This window comes from Blautia sp. ZXY-1-C6 (genome assembly GCF_056339875.1).
On record NZ_JBWJVQ010000038.1, the window covers coordinates 1 to 18256 of the forward strand.

The 18256-nt window shown below is 40.7% G+C and carries 13 protein-coding genes and 1 pseudogene; 10 read left to right on the plus strand and 4 right to left on the minus strand.

What is annotated here, in order from left to right; all coding sequences use genetic code 11:
• Positions 1 to 20: 20 nt before the first annotated feature.
• Both AC075J_RS01705 and AC075J_RS01710 read right to left on the minus strand, forming a co-directional pair.
• Complete coding sequence (locus AC075J_RS01705) at positions 21 to 2222, minus strand: amylosucrase (RefSeq protein ID WP_022381067.1); 2202 nt, start codon at positions 2220 to 2222, stop codon at positions 21 to 23.
• 257 nt (positions 2223 to 2479) lie between these two features.
• Positions 2480 to 3298 (minus strand): histidinol-phosphatase HisJ family protein, encoded by an 819-nt coding sequence (locus AC075J_RS01710; protein ID WP_118633040.1) that lies wholly within the window; start codon positions 3296 to 3298, stop codon positions 2480 to 2482.
• Between the two features lie 318 nt (positions 3299 to 3616).
• Here AC075J_RS01710 and gap point away from each other — a divergent pair, with 318 nt between their 5' ends.
• From gap to AC075J_RS01735, 5 genes are all read left to right on the plus strand, one after another.
• A complete protein-coding gene (gene gap, locus AC075J_RS01715; RefSeq protein ID WP_008704062.1) occupies positions 3617 to 4636 on the plus strand; it encodes a type I glyceraldehyde-3-phosphate dehydrogenase in 1020 nt (339 codons plus the stop codon).
• A 158-nt stretch (positions 4637 to 4794) separates the two neighbouring features.
• Positions 4795 to 5988, plus strand: a complete 1194-nt coding sequence (locus tag AC075J_RS01720) for a phosphoglycerate kinase (RefSeq protein WP_227567146.1) — start codon at positions 4795 to 4797, stop codon at positions 5986 to 5988.
• Between the two features lie 44 nt (positions 5989 to 6032).
• Positions 6033 to 6782 (plus strand): triose-phosphate isomerase, encoded by a 750-nt coding sequence (tpiA, locus tag AC075J_RS01725; protein ID WP_476389896.1) that lies wholly within the window; start codon positions 6033 to 6035, stop codon positions 6780 to 6782.
• A 668-nt stretch (positions 6783 to 7450) separates the two neighbouring features.
• Positions 7451 to 8641, plus strand: coding sequence for a 23S rRNA (uracil(1939)-C(5))-methyltransferase RlmD (gene rlmD / locus AC075J_RS01730; RefSeq protein ID WP_476387808.1), 1191 nt, complete (start codon positions 7451 to 7453; stop codon positions 8639 to 8641).
• A gap of 34 nt (positions 8642 to 8675) precedes the next feature.
• Positions 8676 to 9149, plus strand: a complete 474-nt coding sequence (locus tag AC075J_RS01735) for a GNAT family N-acetyltransferase (RefSeq protein ID WP_055199951.1) — start codon at positions 8676 to 8678, stop codon at positions 9147 to 9149.
• Between the two features lie 100 nt (positions 9150 to 9249).
• Here AC075J_RS01735 and AC075J_RS01740 read toward each other — a convergent pair whose 3' ends face one another.
• Entirely contained in the window at positions 9250 to 10620 is a 1371-nt protein-coding gene (locus AC075J_RS01740; protein WP_118633056.1) for an NAD(P)/FAD-dependent oxidoreductase, read from the minus strand.
• Between the two features lie 442 nt (positions 10621 to 11062).
• Complete coding sequence (locus tag AC075J_RS01745; RefSeq protein WP_026648433.1) at positions 11063 to 11284, minus strand: helix-turn-helix domain-containing protein; 222 nt, start codon at positions 11282 to 11284, stop codon at positions 11063 to 11065.
• 106 nt (positions 11285 to 11390) lie between these two features.
• Between AC075J_RS01745 and AC075J_RS01750 the strand changes: the two genes are divergently transcribed.
• From AC075J_RS01750 to AC075J_RS01770, 5 genes and pseudogenes are all read left to right on the plus strand, one after another.
• Positions 11391 to 11651: a hypothetical protein gene (locus AC075J_RS01750; protein ID WP_008704052.1), complete on the plus strand. Its 261-nt coding sequence runs from the start codon at positions 11391 to 11393 to the stop codon at positions 11649 to 11651.
• Positions 11652 to 11704: 53 nt separating this feature from the next.
• Positions 11705 to 13001, plus strand: a pseudogene (locus AC075J_RS01755) (homoserine dehydrogenase).
• A gap of 193 nt (positions 13002 to 13194) precedes the next feature.
• Positions 13195 to 14736, plus strand: coding sequence for a 2,3-bisphosphoglycerate-independent phosphoglycerate mutase (gpmI, locus tag AC075J_RS01760; protein WP_008704048.1), 1542 nt, complete (start codon positions 13195 to 13197; stop codon positions 14734 to 14736).
• 245 nt (positions 14737 to 14981) lie between these two features.
• Positions 14982 to 16322, plus strand: a complete 1341-nt coding sequence (locus AC075J_RS01765) for an MATE family efflux transporter (protein ID WP_118339016.1) — start codon at positions 14982 to 14984, stop codon at positions 16320 to 16322.
• Positions 16323 to 16616: 294 nt separating this feature from the next.
• The gene (locus AC075J_RS01770) at positions 16617 to 18182 is read left to right on the plus strand and encodes a L,D-transpeptidase family protein (protein ID WP_025577270.1); all 1566 of its coding nucleotides are present in this window, start codon (positions 16617 to 16619) and stop codon (positions 18180 to 18182) included.
• Positions 18183 to 18256 lie beyond the last annotated feature (74 nt).

An 18256-nucleotide genomic window follows, 5' to 3' on the forward strand; every position in this document is an offset into this window, starting at 1 on the left:
GCGTTATGCAGATTAATGGTTTATTTCTTTCTGCACAGCCAGAAGCATCCAAATGCAGGGATCATAACACCTTTAGCTTCCATCTCATGTCCTGAGATAAGATCAGTGTATATGCCGTCATCTTCGTTGATCCATGCAACCTTATCCTGATCGCTGAAGTTATAGATTCCGATGAATTTCTCCTCTGCATTTTCGCGTACGATTGCAAGGATAGAAGAATCCCAGGTATCGATTGTACGAAGATCAGCTGTTGTGTCAAAAACGCTGTGTGAACTTCTGATATGTTCCAGATGATCCAGTGCGTGGAAAAGTTTTCCCTGTACTGTATCTGCGATATTTCTGTTTGGAGCAAGTGACCAGTTGAATTCTCCTCTGTGAAGATAGCGGGAATCAACTGCCTTGTCAGGATCATCTTTATAAGAATAGTCGTTTACCTGACCAATCTCATCTCCGCTGTAGATTACAGGGATACCTGACTGGGAAAGCATAAATGCATGAAGTGTGATGTCATAGCGCACACTTCTGTCAACACCAGCTACATTTCCTTCAAAACCATATTTCTCAATGCCGCACAGAGATGCGGTAGTACCGCAAAGTCTTGCATCACCCAGACGCGGGTCATCATTGTAAAGTTCACCGCGGCCAAATGTATCCGGATATTTGCCTGTAAAGAAATCATTCAGGAATTTCTTATGAGAAACCTCATCGATTGAGAAATTCTTCAGGAAATCATAATCCAGTCCCCAGCCAATATCATCGTGGCAACGCAGATAATTCTGGAAGATGTACTCTTTTGGAAGAGATCCCAGAATATCCAGCTGTCTGCGGAGCAGAGATACATCTTTGGTTGCAACTGTGTGCCAGGTGCTTGCCATAGTAGTAACGTTATACAGGATATGGCATTCCGGCTTTTCAAGTGTACCGAAATATGGAACAACTTTTTCAGGAGCCATGACAACCTCTCCGAGAAGAAGGACTCCCGGGCACACGATCTCGCAGATCATACGCATCATACGTACGATTGTGTGAACCTGTGGCAGGTTGCGGCAGTTTGTTCCAAGCTGCTTCCAGATATAAGGAACTGCATCGAGACGTACGATGTCAACACCCTGGTTTGCCAGATATAACATATTGTAGACCATTTCATTAAACACAACAGGATTTCTGTAGTTTAAATCCCACTGGTATGGATAGAAAGTAGTCATGACATGCTTGTGAAGGTCATCCAGCCATGTAAAGTTGCCCGGTGCGGTAGTTGGGAATACCTGTGGACAGGTCTTCTCATAGAGAGCAGGAACATCGTAGGTATCAAAGAAGAAATAACGGTCCTGGTATTCTTTTTCACCTGCGCGAGCCCGTTTTGCCCACTCATGCTCTTCGGAAGTATGGTTCATAACGAAATCAAGGCAGATGTTGATGCCGCGTTCATGGCATTTGGAGGTAAGCTCTGAAAAGTCCTCCATAGTACCAAGCTCAGGCTGCACTGTGCGGAAGTCAGCTACTGCGTAACCACCGTCACTTTTTCCTTTCGGAGATGCGAGCAGGGGCATCAGATGAAGATAATTGACATTGCATTCTTCCACATAATCCAGATGTTCCTCCAGACCTTTTAAAGTATGTGCAAAATTGTTTACATACATCATCATGCCTACAAGATCATTGCGTTTATACCAGTCCGGATCAGCCTCACGCTTTTTATCAGATGCCTTTAATGCTGAATTTCTGCTGTTATAGAAAGCTTCCATATTAGAAGTAAGATCATGCAAATAGGTCATGACATCATCACGATCCTGATATAATTCGCAATATAACCATTTCAGCTCATCATAATGTTTCTGAAAACGTTCATTATATAAAGTAAGATCAACAGGAACGTCCAGTTTAACAGGTTCCACTTTGGAAGTCTCGACCTTAACAGGTTCTACTTTAGAAGTCTCGACCTTAACAGGTTCCACTTTGGAAGTCTCGACCTTAACAGGTTCTACTTTGGAAGTTTCGACCTTAACAGGTTCTACTTTGGAAGTTTCGACCTTAACAGGTTCTACTTTGGAAGTCTCGACCTTAACAGGTTCCACTTTGGAAGTCTCGACCTTAACAGGTTCTACTTTAGAAGTTTCAACTCTGACAGGCTCAGTTTTGGAAGTAGTTACTTGTAAAATTTCTGATTCCTGCTTTCTGACTGTTGATGAAGAACGTTTCTTCTGGAGTCTTTTTTTAGCCATAATATTCCTCCCTGGTTTATGAAAAATACAGTAACCGGGCAGTGTCGGGACATATAAAACATAAATATGGAGACACCGGACAGTTACGAATATATACAGAAAGCTGCAATTTCCATATCTGCTGTCAGTTTTTTATCATGATCAGCTATGATGCAGACCAGAGAAACAGTATTTGGAGCAGTTTGGAAATTGGGCTTCTGAAATCATATGTAATATTATATTATAGGAACTGCCATATAGGCAAGTACTGACACGTTTTACAGAGAAATAAATTCCGGTTTACGGTCTTTGAAGATTGTATAGTAACGAAAACCACAGGCTTCCAGTACACTGGCAGCTTTATCAAATGCACAGGCGATTTTATCCGGAGTATGCGCATCTGCTCCGATGGTGATGATCTCTCCGCCAAGTTCTCTATAGCGCCTTATTACGGCAGTACATGGATTGGGTTCTCCAAGACCATAATGATATCCGCCTGTATTAAGTTCGATGCCTTTTCCCATGGAAATCAGTTTCTTCAGAATCTCATCCAGAATATCTTTATACCGTCCGTAAGAATATTCCCGGTTCTTGTTAGGACCATAACGGACAACATAATCAATATGTCCGTAAACATCAAATCCGTCATATGCGGAAATGTTTTCAAGAATGGATTCAAAATATTCCATATAACATAAAAATTCCTTACGTCCTTCAAAAAATTCCGGGTAATAAGGATCATACCCATGGACAAGATGGGATGAACCGATAACGAAATCAAAAGGTGTCTGAGAGAGAAGTGAGTCAAAATATTCTCCCAGATGCATCTGCAGTCCCAGTTCAATTCCGAAACGTACCTGAATTTTATCCTTATACATATCTGAAAGTTCAGCTAGCTTTTCTTTGTAAGCCGGAATATTCAGAGAAAAATCCAGATTGTCCGGAGTAACAGGGTAATCCGGATCCAGATGCTCCGTAAAAGTAATTCCCTGTAGTCCCGTTTCAACAGCGCGATGGATCATAACTTCCATAGGCGTATCTGAGTCAGCAGAAAAAGAAGAGTGCATATGACAATCCCACAATATTTGTCTGTCCATAATTTCAGTCCTTTCTTCTGTAAAAACAGTACTGTTATATTTGCGTGTGATATATTATAAATGAATACTGTGTCCTCTTAAATGGATATATCTGCACCTGAAATATCACAATTACAGGCCCGGATCAGTGTATTCATAAAGCACTGTATACACAGTATAACATATAATTTACATTTTTTACTTAATTTTTATCTGTTTTTTGGAAAATGGTCTTGAATTTTTGTTTAGAATTATGTACAATACATTACAGGTTGATGATTCTTTAACAAACAAAGGATTACCATAATTAACCACTTAATTCATAGGAGGAATTTTATCATGGCAGTAAAAGTTGCAATTAATGGTTTTGGACGTATTGGACGTCTTGCATTCCGTCAGATGTTTGGAGCAGAAGGATTTGAAATCGTAGCAATCAACGATTTAACATCTCCTAAAATGCTTGCTCACTTATTAAAATATGATTCAACACAGGGAAAATATGCTCTTGCAGATACAGTAACAGCAGGAGAAGATTCCATCACAGTTGACGGAAAAGAAATCAAAATTTACGCAAAAGCTAACGCTGCTGAACTTCCATGGGGAGAAATCGGTGTAGACGTAGTTCTTGAGTGTACAGGATTCTATACATCCAAAGACAAAGCTCAGGCTCATATCGATGCAGGTGCTAAACACGTTATCATTTCCGCTCCGGCTGGAAACGATCTTAAGACAATCGTTTACAATGTAAACCATGAAACTCTTACAAAAGAAGATCACATCATCTCCGCAGCTTCCTGTACAACAAACTGCTTAGCTCCAATGGCTAAAGCATTAAATGATCTTGCTGCAATCAAATCCGGTATCATGTGCACAATCCACGCTTACACAGGCGATCAGATGACACTTGACGGACCACAGAGAAAAGGTGATTTAAGAAGATCTCGTGCAGCTGCAGTTAACATCGTTCCTAACAGCACAGGTGCTGCTAAAGCTATCGGTCTTGTTATTCCGGAACTGAACGGTAAACTTATCGGATCTGCTCAGCGTGTTCCTACCCCAACAGGTTCTACAACAATCTTAACAGCAGTTGTTGAAGGAAACGTAACAAAAGAACAGATCAACGCAGCTATGAAAGCAGCTTCTAATGAATCCTTCGGATACAACGAAGATGAAATCGTATCCAGCGATATCGTTGGTATGAGATTTGGTTCTCTGTTCGATGCTACTCAGACAATGGTTCTTCCACTTGAGAATGGCACAACAGAAGTACAGGTAGTTTCCTGGTATGACAACGAGAACTCCTACACAAGCCAGATGGTTCGTACAATCAAACACTTTGGTAAATTACTGAACGCTTAATTTTCAGTAAGTGTAAAGGAATAGACTCCAACGAAGGGTCCGGTCTGATTTGGACCGGACCCTTTTCGCGTGGTCTGGAATGACAGCAGGAAATCAATAAGTTACTGTTTACAGATATGCAGTAACTGTTAAAGAATATTATTAAGGAGGCACCACAAATGCTGAATAAAAAATCTGTTGATGATATCAATGTAAAAGGCAAAAAAGTTCTTGTAAGATGTGACTTCAATGTTCCTCTTCAGGATGGAAAGATCACAGATGAGAACCGTCTGGTTGCAGCTCTTCCTACAATCAAGAAGCTGATCGCTGACGGCGGAAAGGTTATTCTCTGCTCCCACCTTGGAAAACCGAAGGGAGAGCCGAAACCGGAATTATCTCTTGCACCGGTTGCAAAACGTCTTTCCGAATTATTAGGACAGGAAGTTAAGTTTGCAGCAGATCCTGAAGTAGTAGGACCTAACGCAAAAGCAGCAGTAGCTGAGATGAAAGACGGAGATGTTATCTTACTTGAGAACACACGTTATCGCGCAGAAGAAACAAAGAACGGAGACGAATTCAGCAAAGAACTTGCTTCTCTTTGTGATGTATTTGTTAATGATGCATTTGGTACAGCTCACAGAGCACACTGCTCTAATGTTGGTGTGACCAAATATGTTGATACAGCAGTTGTTGGTTACTTAATGCAGAAGGAAATCGATTTCCTTGGAAATGCAGTGAACAATCCTGAGAGACCGTTTGTTGCTATCCTTGGCGGAGCTAAGGTTTCCAGCAAGATTTCTGTAATCAATAACCTTCTTGATAAAGTAGATACTCTTATCATTGGTGGTGGTATGTCTTACACATTCTCCAAAGCTATGGGCGGACATATCGGTGTGTCTCTCTGTGAGGATGATTATCTTCAGTATGCATTGGACATGATGAAGAAAGCAGAAGACAAAGGTGTGAAACTTCTTCTTCCGGTAGATAACAGAATCGGTGATAACTTCTCTAATGACTGTAATATCCAGGTTGTTAAACGTGGTGAGATTCCGGACGGATGGGAAGGAATGGATATCGGACCGGAAACAGAGAAGCTTTTCGCTGACGCTGTAAAAGATGCTAAGACAGTTGTTTGGAACGGACCGATGGGCTGCTTCGAAATGCCAAACTTCGCTCATGGTACAGAAGCTGTTGCAAAAGCACTTGCTGAAACAGATGCCACAACTATTATCGGTGGTGGTGATTCTGCAGCTGCAGTTAACATCCTTGGTTATGGCGACAAGATGACACACATCTCCACAGGTGGCGGTGCATCTCTTGAATTCCTGGAAGGAAAAGAACTCCCGGGTGTTGCAGCAGCAAACGATAAATAAGAATATAATAACATCCCACAGGGATACTAAGGAGATAAATCATCATGGCAAGAAAGAAAATTATCGCTGGTAACTGGAAAATGAACATGACACCAAGCGAAGCCGTTAAATTAGTAGAAACATTAAAACCATTAGTAGTTAACGATGAAGTAGACGTAGTATTCTGCGTACCTGCAATCGATATCATCCCGGTTGTAGAAGCTGCTAAGGGAACAAACATCCAGGTTGGTGCTGAGAACATGTACTTTGAAGAGAAAGGTGCATACACAGGAGAAATCTCCCCTGCAATGCTCGTAGATGCCGGAGTTAAATATGTTGTTCTTGGACATTCCGAAAGAAGAGAATACTTCGGAGAAACAAACGAAGATGTTAACAAGAAAGTTCTCAAAGCTTTCGAACATGGAATTACACCTATCATGTGCTGTGGCGAAACTCTTACTCAGAGAGAACAGGGCGTGACAATGGATTTCATCCGTCAGCAGGTTAAAGTTGGATTCCAGGGTGTTACAGCAGATCAGGCTAAGACAGCAGTTATCGCTTACGAGCCAATCTGGGCAATCGGAACAGGTAAAACAGCTACAACTGAGCAGGCTCAGGAAGTATGCGCAGGTATTCGTGCATGCATCGCTGAAATCTATGATGAAGCAACAGCAGAAGCAATCCGTATCCAGTATGGCGGATTTGTAAATCCTGCAACAGCACCTGACTTATTCGTTCAGAACGATATCGATGGCGGCCTTGTAGGTGGCGCTTCTCTGAAAGCTGATTTCGGAAAGATCGTAAACTACAAATAAGAATAAAAAACTGATTATAAGCAGATAATCTTTGTGTCCAAACGAGAAATAATATAATGCCCCTGAATACAGGAAAATTGGTAATTTTACTGATTGGATTGTATTCAGGGGATTGTTATAGTTGAAGCAGGTAAGTTACCTGCTTTAATTGCTGTTGCGAATATTTGTTTGGCTATGTCAGACACATAGTATCTTATGAAATTAATATGTATAAAGAAAAAGACAGCTCCATTACTGAAACTGTCTCTTTTATCTGGTGTAAAAATCTTCTGTAAGCTGTTTCTTTTGTACTTTGGGTAAATCTCTTTTGCACGAAAGGAATGCCTCGATACTTTTGTATTTTGACTATTTATCAGGTGTATTTAGTTCATGTATTTTATCTTTTGTATTTTGGAGTATTTCTGAGTTTTTATCCTTGGTGGTATAAATTTTTTTCTCTTTGGCAATTCGATGATTTTCTCTTTTGTATGTACAAACTATATCATATTTTTCTACATTCGTCTACAAGTTTCAACAGAAATCAGTCAAAAACATTTCGACAGAATCCCTGCTTTTTCGACATTCTGAGAGGAAATTGACAGATAAATAAAGATTGTCTGATTGCGGGAATCCATTTTCGCTGATATAATGTAAAAAATGTGTAATTATAGAAAGCAGGTTAATATTTTATGGAAGAAAAAGTAACAAAATGTAGTGTATCAAAGAAATGCGGAAGCTGCCAGTATCAGGGTGTTCCTTATAAAGAACAGCTTTCCGCCAAGCAGAAAAGGATGAAGAAGCTTCTTGGAAAGTTTGCAAATGTAAAACCAATCATTGGAATGGATGATCCCTTTTATTATAGAAATAAAGTTCATGCAGTATTTGACAGGGATAAAAAAGGTAATATTATCTGTGGAACCTACGAAGCGAAAACACATAAGGTTGTTCCGATAGAAGAGTGCATGATCGAGGATAAGATCAGTCAGGAAATCATCCGTACAATTCGGGATATGCTGAAATCTTTTAGAATCAAAACATATGATGAGGACACAGGATATGGACTTTTGCGCCATGTGCTGGTGAGAAGAGGGTTTTCCACAGATGAGATCATGGTGGTTCTTGTGATTGGTTCCCCGATCTTTCCTTCAAAAAATAATTTTGTGAAAGCTCTGAAAAAGAAATACCCACAGATTACAACAGTTGTGCTTAACGTCAATGATAAGAAGACCAGTATGGTACTGGGTGAGCGTGATATCGTCATTTATGGAAAAGGATATATCCGGGATACGCTCTGCGGATGTACATTCCGCATTTCTCCGCAGTCTTTTTATCAGGTAAATCCTGTACAGACAGAAATTCTGTATAAGACAGCAATTGAATATGCGGGGCTTGGACGAAAAGAAACAGTGATAGATGCATACTGTGGAATAGGAACAATCGGACTTGTAGCCGCAAAGCGGGCAAAGAATGTCATTGGTGTGGAATTAAATCCGGATGCAGTCCGCGATGCCAGAATCAATGCAAAGGAAAATAAGATTACAAATGCACGTTTCTATCAGGGAGATGCAGGAGAATTTATGGAAAACATGGCAGAAAACGGAGAACATGCAGATGTTGTGTTTATGGATCCGCCACGTACCGGCAGTGATAAAAAGTTTATGACTTCTGTTATCAAACTGAATCCATCAAGAATCGTATATATCTCCTGTGGACCGGAAACACTGGCAAGAGATCTGGAGTATTTGACAAAACATGGCTATGATGTGAGAAAAATACAGCCGGTAGATATGTTCAGTTTTACAGACCATTGTGAAAATATTTGTCTTTTGACGAAAAAATTTGAGAAACAGACGAAAAATCAAAACGAATACAAATACTAAAAGAATATAAATACCAAAAGAAAAGGAAGGTTTCATGGAAATAAGAAAAGCATCAGTGCAGGATCTTGGGCAGATCATGCAAGTTTATGATAAAGCCCGCAAATTTATGAGAGAAAATGGCAATGCAGAACAGTGGGGGGAAGATTACCCCTCAGCAGAACTGATAGAGCATGATATTGATAAAATGTATTTGTGCATGTCAGAAGGGCGGATTGCCTGTGTTTTCTATTATGCGGCGGAAGAAGATGAAGATTATAAAGAAATTAATGGAAAATGGCTGAATGAAGAACCCTATGGAGTAGTTCACAGGGTAGCGTCCACAGGAATAGTAAGAGGAGCCGCATCATTCTGTCTGGACTGGGCCTATGCTCAGACACAGAATCTCCGTATGGATACATACAACGATAACATCCCCATGCAGAAACTTCTGGAAAAATGCGGATTTCAGTACTGCGGTTCATTTGAACGTCTGGGAATGGATAAATGGATGGCATACCAGAAAATATAATAAACAAGTCCCTATCTGTTTCAACTGTAAGAGACAGATGGGGACTTTAAGGTTATTGATTGCTGTAGTTAGAGGTATCCATCAGAAGAACTCCGGTCTTTTACATATTCTCAACAATCTGGCGTGCTACATATACACCGCTTGCAGAAGCATGGGACAGGGAATGGGTTACACCGCTTCCGTCTCCAATGATATACAGGCCTTTGTATCTGCTTTCCAGATTTTCATCGATATCAACTTCCATATTATAGAACTTAACCTCCACGCCATAGAGAAGGGTGTCATCATTAGCTGTTCCGGGAGCAATCTTATCCAGAGCATAGATCATTTCCATGATTCCGTCAAGGATACGTTTCGGAAGAACAAGACTCAGATCGCCGGGAGTAGCTGCGAGAGTAGGCCGTACCATACCTTCTTCGATGCGTGCAACCGTACTCCTTCTTCCGCGCACCAGATCGCCGAAACGCTGTACGATCACACCGCCGCCCAGCATATTGGAAAGACGGGCAATGCTTTCGCCATATCCATTACTGTCTTTAAATGGCTCGGAGAAATGTTTGGCTACCAACAGTGCGAAGTTTGTATTTTCTGTCTGTTTGGACGGATCTTCATAGCTGTGGCCATTTGCTGTGACAATGCCGTTTGTATTTTCGTTTACAACGATGCCATAAGGATTCATACAGAAAGTCCTCACATTATCTTCGAATTTTTCTGTTCTGTAGACAATCTTACTCTCATACAGTTCGTCTGTCAGGTGTGAGAAGATAACAGCAGGAAGTTCTACACGTACACCCAGGTCTACCCGGTTTGATTTGGTTGGGATGTCAAGTTCTTTACAGATCTTTTCCATCCATTTGCTTCCGCTTCTGCCTACGGATACAATGCATTTGCTGCAGTCAGTGGTATCATTCTTTGTGATGATACGGTATCTGTCTTCAAGTACTTCCAGACGTTCTACAGGAGTGTTGAAATGAAAATCAACATGCTCTTTTAATTTTGCATATAAGTTCTCAAGAACCACATAGTTAATGTCTGTTCCCAGATGACGTACGGAAGCATCCAGAAGCTTTAATTTGTTCTGCATACAAAGTTTTTTGAATTTGGTTCCGGCTGTAGAATACATTTTTGTGTCCTGTCCGCCGTAGGCAACATTGATCTCATCTACGTAACGCATCAGGTCAAGAGCGTTTTTCTTTCCAATATGTTCATAAAGTGTTCCGCCGAAATCATTTGTGATATTGTATTTGCCGTCAGAGAAAGCACCGGCACCGCCAAAGCCGCTCATAATGGCACAGGTTTTACATTTGATACAGGTTTTTACTTTGTCACCATCAATTGGGCAATGTCTTTTACTGAGAGGATTTCCAGCCTCAAAAACAGCAATCTTTAAATCGTTATTTTGCTTCATCAGTTCATAGGCAGAGAAAATACCGCCAGGTCCTGCGCCGATGATCACTACATCATATTTCATATATACTACAATCCTTTCAGGTAAAAATATTTTGTAAATCTGCAGCAAATCTCCTGAACGCACTATTTAACTGATAAATTGCGAAGCGGATGATATTATGCGCCTGAAGAGAATGCCATAGATAAGTCTGCGTTACTGAGAACGAAGGAGACAGTAATAAGTATATCATAAATAAATGAAAAAATCTTATGTTTTTGTGAATGGACTTATAGGATAACATTATAAATAATGTTTTAACCGAATCAGGTAAGTCCCCTGTGAAGATTGCGAATATCCGCCTGACTTTCTGCAGGATATGATAAGCAAAATATATTATAGATATGAGAAGATATCAGGTTATGGGTAAAATACCTTTTGACCTAACATCATGAGAAAGACAAAAAGAACAAATAGTTCTATAAAAGGACACAACTACATCATATTGATACTGAACCCGAAAAAATTATTTTTCCTCAGGTTCAGCATTATCCGGAATGTGTTCTACAATATCACCGAAATCGCAGTCAAGGATTGAACATAAGATATCAAGACTGCGGATTTCCACATTTTCATTATGACGGAGTTTATCCAGAAAAGAAGTGCTTATGCCATAGTGAGTGTACAGGGCATACTGGCTGATTTTCCGCTCCTTCATAGTCTTCCATAATTTTCTATAGCTTATCATATGTAATAACCGTCCGATTTGTTCTTGATTCATATTTATTATCGGGTTAAAATAGGTCTTGTAACAGTGTCTTTATAAAGACACTATTAAGAAGGAAAGTGATATAATGAAGACGATCAGAAAGATAATGGAAGGCGTGGCCGCAGCCTGCATATCAGTGGCAATGTATTACTGCTTCCTGAGTGGAGCCCCTGCCGGGGGAACAGAGAGAACTGTCTATATGATCCTGGATGGAATATTCTGTATTTCTGCCTGGGTGGCAGGAGTGGGGATATTATGGTATGTGAGATGGCTTCGCAGACGGAACAAAGAACTTGAAAATATGATAAAGATTTTGCTTAAAAATGCAGACAAACTTGACAAATAGGAAATTCTGCCATACTATAAAAATCAACGAAAACGAAAGGGGAATCCTGCAAAATGAATGAAAATGTCATCAAAGCCGCACTGTTAGGATTTGGAACAGTAGGAACAGGTGTATATAAGGTACTGAAGAATCAGGAAAAGGAAATGTCGGCCAAGATTGGCTGTAAAGTTGAGATAAAGAAAATCCTTGTGAGAAATATAGAGAAGGCAGCAGCGAAGATAGAAGACGCCTCTTTGTTCACCAGCCAGTGGGATGAGATTATAAATGATCCGGAGATTGAGATTGTGATTGAACTGATGGGTGGGATTAATCCTGCAAAAGAGTATATCCTTTCTGCATTAAAAGCCGGTAAGCATGTAGTCTCTGCAAACAAGGATCTGATCGCAGTACATGGTCATGAGCTTCTGGATGCGGCACATGAGAGTAAAGTGGATTTTCTGTTTGAAGCAGCAGTAGCAGGTGGTATTCCGATCATCAGACCATTGAAACAGTGTCTGGCAGGAAATCACATGACAGAAGTTATGGGTATTGTAAACGGAACCACAAACTTTATTCTGACAAAGATGACTCAGGAAGGCATGGAGTTTAAGGATGCCCTGGCACTTGCAACAGAACTTGGATATGCGGAGGCTGATCCAACTGCTGATATCGAAGGTCTGGATGCAGGACGTAAGGTAGCGATCCTTGCATCTGTGGCATTTAACTCACGTGTGGTATTTAACGATGTATATACAGAGGGAATTGCCAAGATCACATCAAAAGATATTCATTATGCGAAAGAAATGGGACGTGATATCAAGCTTCTGGGTGTTGCAAGAAACGAAGCAGACGGAATTGAAGCATATGTGTGCCCGATGCTGATCCCCAGTTCCCATCCGCTTGCAACTGTAAATGATTCCTATAATGCAGTATTTGTCCATGGAGATGCAGTGGAGGATGCCATGTTCTTCGGAAGAGGAGCAGGAGAACTTCCTACAGCCAGTGCAGTTGTGGGTGATGTATTTGATATTGTGAGAAATATTCTTTGCAGGATGCTGCGGCAGAATCGGATGTACCTGTTACAAGAATATCCCTGTTAAGAAAATGGAAGATACACATAACCGTTATTTCCTCCGTCTCAAAGTAGAGGATCGCTGCGGTGTTCTTGCCGAGATGACTGCTATTTTTGCCAAATATCAGGTCAGTGTTGCACAGATTATCCAGAAAGATACCAAGGTGGAAGGGTGTGCGGAAGTAGTTGTGATCACTGAGAAGGTAAGAGAAGGTGATTTCAGAACTGCCATCGAAGAACTGAGAAACAGGGATTCCGTAAGAAAGATTTCCACGATCATTCGTGTATATGGAAAATAAGTTACTGTTCTTTTCATATATATAGTAATGAAAATGAAACAGATACAAAAAAAGAATTGAAAAATCCTGAGATTTTGATACTATATAAGAGATGTCAGATATAAAAGTTTTATTGTGCAGAGATGATCAGTTTTCTGCTCCTGATATCAGCAAAACAGTTATCAATTATGAATAAACATAAAAGGAGAACATTATGAGCAAAAAACCAACCGTATTAATGATTCTTGATGGATATGGTCTGAATGACAAAAAGGAAGGAAACGCTGTATATCTGGCTAAAACACCGGTTATGGACAAGCTGATGGCAGAATATCCATTTGTAAAAGGAAACGCAAGCGGACTGGCAGTAGGTCTTCCGGACGGACAGATGGGTAATTCTGAAGTAGGACATATGAATATGGGCGCAGGCCGTATCGTATATCAGGAACTTACCAGAATCACAAAAGAAATCCAGGACGGTGATTTCTTTAAGAATGAAGCTCTTCTTGCAGCAATGAAGAACGCAAAAGAGAATAACTCTGCAGTACATTTCATGGGACTTCTTTCTGATGGTGGTGTGCACAGTCATAATACACATCTTTATGGATTACTTGAGATGGCTAAGAGAGAGGGCGTTGAGAAGGTTTACGTACATTGTTTCCTTGATGGTCGTGACACACCTCCTGCATCAGGTAAAGAGTTTGTAGAGGCTCTTGAAGCAGAGATGAAGAAGATCGGTGTAGGTGAGATTGCTACTGTTTCCGGACGTTACTATGCGATGGATCGTGATAACCGCTGGGATCGTGTAGAACTTGCATACAATGCTCTTACAACAGGAGAAGGCGTAAAGGGAACAGATGCACCGGCAGCAGTTCAGGCTTCTTATGACAATGATAAGACAGATGAGTTTGTTCTTCCTACAGTTATCGAGAAAGACGGACAGCCGACAGGTGTTATATCTGATAAAGATTCTGTTGTATTCTTTAATTTCCGTCCTGACCGCGCTCGTGAGATCACAAGAGCATTCTGCGATGATGATTTCCAGGGATTTGAAAGAAAAGCAAGACCACAGGTTACTTTCGTATGCTTCACAGATTACGATGATACCATTCAGAATAAACAGGTTGCATTCCACAAGGTTCAGCTTCACAATACATTTGGTGAGTATCTTGCAGCACACAATATGACTCAGGCGCGCATTGCTGAAACAGAGAAATATGCACATGTTACATTTTTCTTCAACGGCGGTGTGGAAGAGCCGAACAAAGGAGAAGACAGAATTCTGGTTAAATCTCCGAAGGTTGCAACCTACGATCTTCAGCCGGAAATGAGTGCACCTCAGGTTTGCGAGAAACTGGTAGATGCGATCAAATCTGACAAATATGATGTGATCGTGATCAACTTTGCAAACCCGGATATGGTTGGACATACAGGCGTACAGGAAGCTGCCATCAAAGCAGTGGAAACTGTTGATGAATGTGTTGGCAAAGCAGTAGAGGCTCTTAAGGAAGTGGACGGACAGATGTTTATCTGTGCTGACCATGGAAATGCAGAACAGCTGATCGACTATGAGACAGGTGCTCCGTGGACTGCACATACAACAAATCCTGTACCATTTATTCTTGTAAATGCAGATCCGAAATATACACTGCGCGAGAACGGATGTCTTGCAGATATCGTTCCTACACTGATCCAGCTTATGGGAATGGAACAGCCTGCGGAAATGACAGGAAAATCACTTCTTGTAGAGAAATAATATAATACAAAAACTGTGAGAACTGCTTTGCAGACATCAGCAGTTCGTGATATTGACGAAACCCTCTGACACAAATCAGAGGGTTTTTTGTTTGTTTTTGGTGATTATGTAGAAAATCATGGAATTAAAAAACACATCTTGAAATGGAAAATCTTTTCAACTATAATCGCTCTGATATCTGATAAAACAGATATCGAAAACAGCAAATAAAGAGGATTAAAAAAGGATTGGGAGGGTTTATTGGAATGCAGACAGACATGACAGTTGGGAAACCAATGAAGATGATACTTGACTTTACGATACCTGTATTTATAGGTAATGTATTCCAGCAGTTTTACAACATGGCAGATGCCATAATCGTAGGAAAATTTGTAGGAACAAAAGGGCTGGCAGCGGTTGGTTCAACAGGAACGATCATGTTTCTGATCATAGGTTTTCTTATGGGACTGACAGCCGGTTTTACAGTTCTGACCTCACAGAAATTCGGTGCAGGAAAGATGGATGAGATGCGTCAGTCAGTGGGAAATGCGGCGTTACTTTCAATTATCATTTCGGTTATAATGACGGCTGTCAGTATGGTGGGGATGCACTCGCTTCTGACATTAATGCATACACCGGAGGATATTTTTCAGGATGCATATACCTACATTATGATCATATGCGGAGGTATTTTTGCACAGGTATTATATAATATCCTGGCCAGTATTCTGAGAGCACTGGGAAACAGTAAGACACCCTTGTATTTCCTGATTCTGGCGGCACTTTTGAATATAGTACTTGACCTGACGTTTATTATTGTTTTCCATATGGGAGTTGCCGGGGCTGCCTGGGCGACGATTACAGCACAGGGAGTATCCGGAGTGCTTTGCCTGATTTATATCATAAAATACGTACCAGAATTGAGACTGAAGGCGGATGACTGGAGATTTCGTTCAGAGATTGCCAAAAAAGAAATTCTTGTGGGCATTCCCATGGGACTGCAGTATTCCATCACTGCGATCGGAACCATGATGGTACAGTCTGCGCTGAATATTCTTGGTTCTTATGCAGTAGCGGCATTTACAGCCGGAAATAAGATAGAGAATATTTTTACACAGGCATATGTTGCGATTGGAACAACAATGGCAACATATAATGCACAGAATATAGGAGCGCGTAAACTGGACAGAGTCAGACAGGGATTTAACAGTGCGCATATTATAGGAATTACCTATGCCATTGTTACAGGTGTGATTATTTTCTTCTTTGGCAAATATCTGTCTTATCTGTTTATTTCAGATAATGCCGCAGAAGTCATTCCTATGGTTGATACTTATGTGAAATGCGTGGCAGTATTTTTCATACCACTTCACTTTGTCAATGCACTCAGGAATGGTATCCAGGGCATGGGATACGGACTGCTTCCCATGCTTGCCGGTGTTGCAGAACTGGCAGGACGTGGAATCACTGCTATGGTCGCGGCGGCTCATAAGAGTTACTTTGGAGCATGTATGGCCAGTCCGATGGCATGGGTGCTTGCCGGAGGACTTTTGATCGTCATGTATTTCTATGTGATGAAGGATATGAAACGCAGACTTGGCCTGTAAAAATAAGAAAAATCACAAGGGATTTGCCAAAGAAACATTTTTCGGGGATATTACCTGCAAACAGTAATAAAAAATGAGAAAAAGGTGAATAGTAGGTGCAAATTGGAAGAATTATGTTATAATGAAACATGCAGCGCAGGTTTATGTGATCAGTACATAAATTCTGTGTATTGTGAAGCGTATTATTAAGAATTATAGCAAGCCTCTTAATTAACGGAATCAACAGTAATATGATTCAGAAGTAATATGCTTCAGGAAAAATGAACGGTAACATTTATGTTGAGGAGAAAATAGATGGGCAACAAAGAAGAAAAAAACAACACAGTCCCAAATGGCAGTACGGAAATAACTGGCAGACGCCATAAATCCGCAAGACCGGGGAGAATTTCGTATGTACCGATCAGTGATGAAGATCTTGCACCTTATGAACCACCTGTTCGTAAGAAGTATAAAGGATTAAAAATTACAGGAATCGCAGTGGCAATGGTTATTGTAAGTGCCGGAGCCGCATATGCAGGTATGTCATATTATTATTCGGATAAATTCTTTGAAGGAACATCAATCAATGGTATTGACTGTTCAGGTAAAACTGCTTATGAGGCAGAACAGAAGATTGCGAAGACAGTAGAGAATTATTCCATAGAGGTTGATTCCAGAAATCTGGATCCGCAGACGATCAGCGGAGATCAGATCGGTTATAGTTATGTTTCTGATGGAAGTGTTCTGAAACTTCTGAAAGATCAGAAACCTTATGAATGGATCAGAGGTTTTTTTGAAAAGAAGAGCTATACAGCCGCTGAGAATACGACTTACGATAAAGAAAAGCTGAAAAAACAGGTGAAGGCACTTAACTGTGCACAGAAAGAGAATCAGGTAGCTCCTGAGAATGCATATGTCGCATATGGAGATTCGCAGTTTGAGATTGTTCCGGAGACAGAGGGAAGTAAGCTGGATTTGAAAAATGCTTATAATGTGCTTTCGGAAGCTGTTTCGGGAAATAAAACTTCGGTTGATTTCGACAGTGAGCCGGACGTGTATGTAAAAGCAGATATCACCAGCGACAATCCGGATCTGCAGGCGTCTCTTAATGCATGTAATAATTTCACAAAAGCAAGCATTACGTATACTTTTGGAGATGAAACGGAAACCCTGGATGGCAATACGATCAAAGACTGGCTGAATTTTGATGAAAAAGGACAGCTGATCATGGATGATACATCTTTCAGACAGCACATCGCAGATTATGTGGCGCAGCTTGCAGCGGCCCATGATACGGTGGGAACTGAAAGAGAGTTCCAGACAACAAGTGGGAGAACTGTCAGTGTATACGGTTCTGCATATGGATGGCAGATAGACCAGGCTTCAGAGGTTGCACAGCTGACACAGGAAATCCAGTCAGGGACACAGACAACCAGAGAGCCGGTTTATTCTATGACAGCCAATGCACATGGTTACAATGATATAGGAAATACTTATATTGAAGTGGATCTGTCCGAACAGCATATGTATTTCTACCAGAACGGAGAAGATATCTTTGAGTCAGATATTGTTTCCGGTGATATGAGATATTCTGACCGTCAGACTCCGGCCGGTATTTATACGATTTATTATAAGAAGAGCCCGGATGTGCTCAGAGGTAAACAGCTGGCAAACGGTAAATACGAATATGAACAGCCGGTAACGTACTGGATGCCGTTTAATGGCGGTATTGGTTTCCACGATGCAAACTGGCAGCCATACTTTGGTGGAGATCGTTTCATGGAAGGCGGTTCGCATGGATGTATCAATATGCCGCCGGAGAAAGCAGCAGAACTTTATAATATTATTGACTGCAATATTCCAATCGTATGTTTCTATTAATATTGATCAGGAATTACTTTTCTGTAATCTTTTAATTGGAGGTATTGAACAGTTTTCTGAAAAATAAAAACAGG

Excerpts from the sequence above, each read along its gene's own strand:
- AC075J_RS01770 (WP_025577270.1), top strand. The coding sequence starts at position 16,617 with ATGGGCAACAAAGAAGAAAAAAACAACACAGTCCCAAATGGCAGTACG.
- AC075J_RS01750 (WP_008704052.1), top strand. The coding sequence starts at position 11,391 with ATGAAGACGATCAGAAAGATAATGGAAGGCGTGGCCGCAGCCTGCATA.
- AC075J_RS01720 (WP_227567146.1), top strand. The coding sequence starts at position 4,795 with ATGCTGAATAAAAAATCTGTTGATGATATCAATGTAAAAGGCAAAAAA.
- AC075J_RS01710 (WP_118633040.1), bottom strand. The coding sequence starts at position 3,298 with ATGGACAGACAAATATTGTGGGATTGTCATATGCACTCTTCTTTTTCT.
- AC075J_RS01745 (WP_026648433.1), bottom strand. The coding sequence starts at position 11,284 with ATGATAAGCTATAGAAAATTATGGAAGACTATGAAGGAGCGGAAAATC.
- gap (WP_008704062.1), top strand. The coding sequence starts at position 3,617 with ATGGCAGTAAAAGTTGCAATTAATGGTTTTGGACGTATTGGACGTCTT.
- AC075J_RS01765 (WP_118339016.1), top strand. The coding sequence starts at position 14,982 with ATGCAGACAGACATGACAGTTGGGAAACCAATGAAGATGATACTTGAC.
- tpiA (WP_476389896.1), top strand. The coding sequence starts at position 6,033 with ATGGCAAGAAAGAAAATTATCGCTGGTAACTGGAAAATGAACATGACA.
- AC075J_RS01705 (WP_022381067.1), bottom strand. The coding sequence starts at position 2,222 with ATGGCTAAAAAAAGACTCCAGAAGAAACGTTCTTCATCAACAGTCAGA.
- AC075J_RS01735 (WP_055199951.1), top strand. The coding sequence starts at position 8,676 with ATGGAAATAAGAAAAGCATCAGTGCAGGATCTTGGGCAGATCATGCAA.
- AC075J_RS01740 (WP_118633056.1), bottom strand. The coding sequence starts at position 10,620 with ATGAAATATGATGTAGTGATCATCGGCGCAGGACCTGGCGGTATTTTC.
- gpmI (WP_008704048.1), top strand. The coding sequence starts at position 13,195 with ATGAGCAAAAAACCAACCGTATTAATGATTCTTGATGGATATGGTCTG.
- rlmD (WP_476387808.1), top strand. The coding sequence starts at position 7,451 with ATGGAAGAAAAAGTAACAAAATGTAGTGTATCAAAGAAATGCGGAAGC.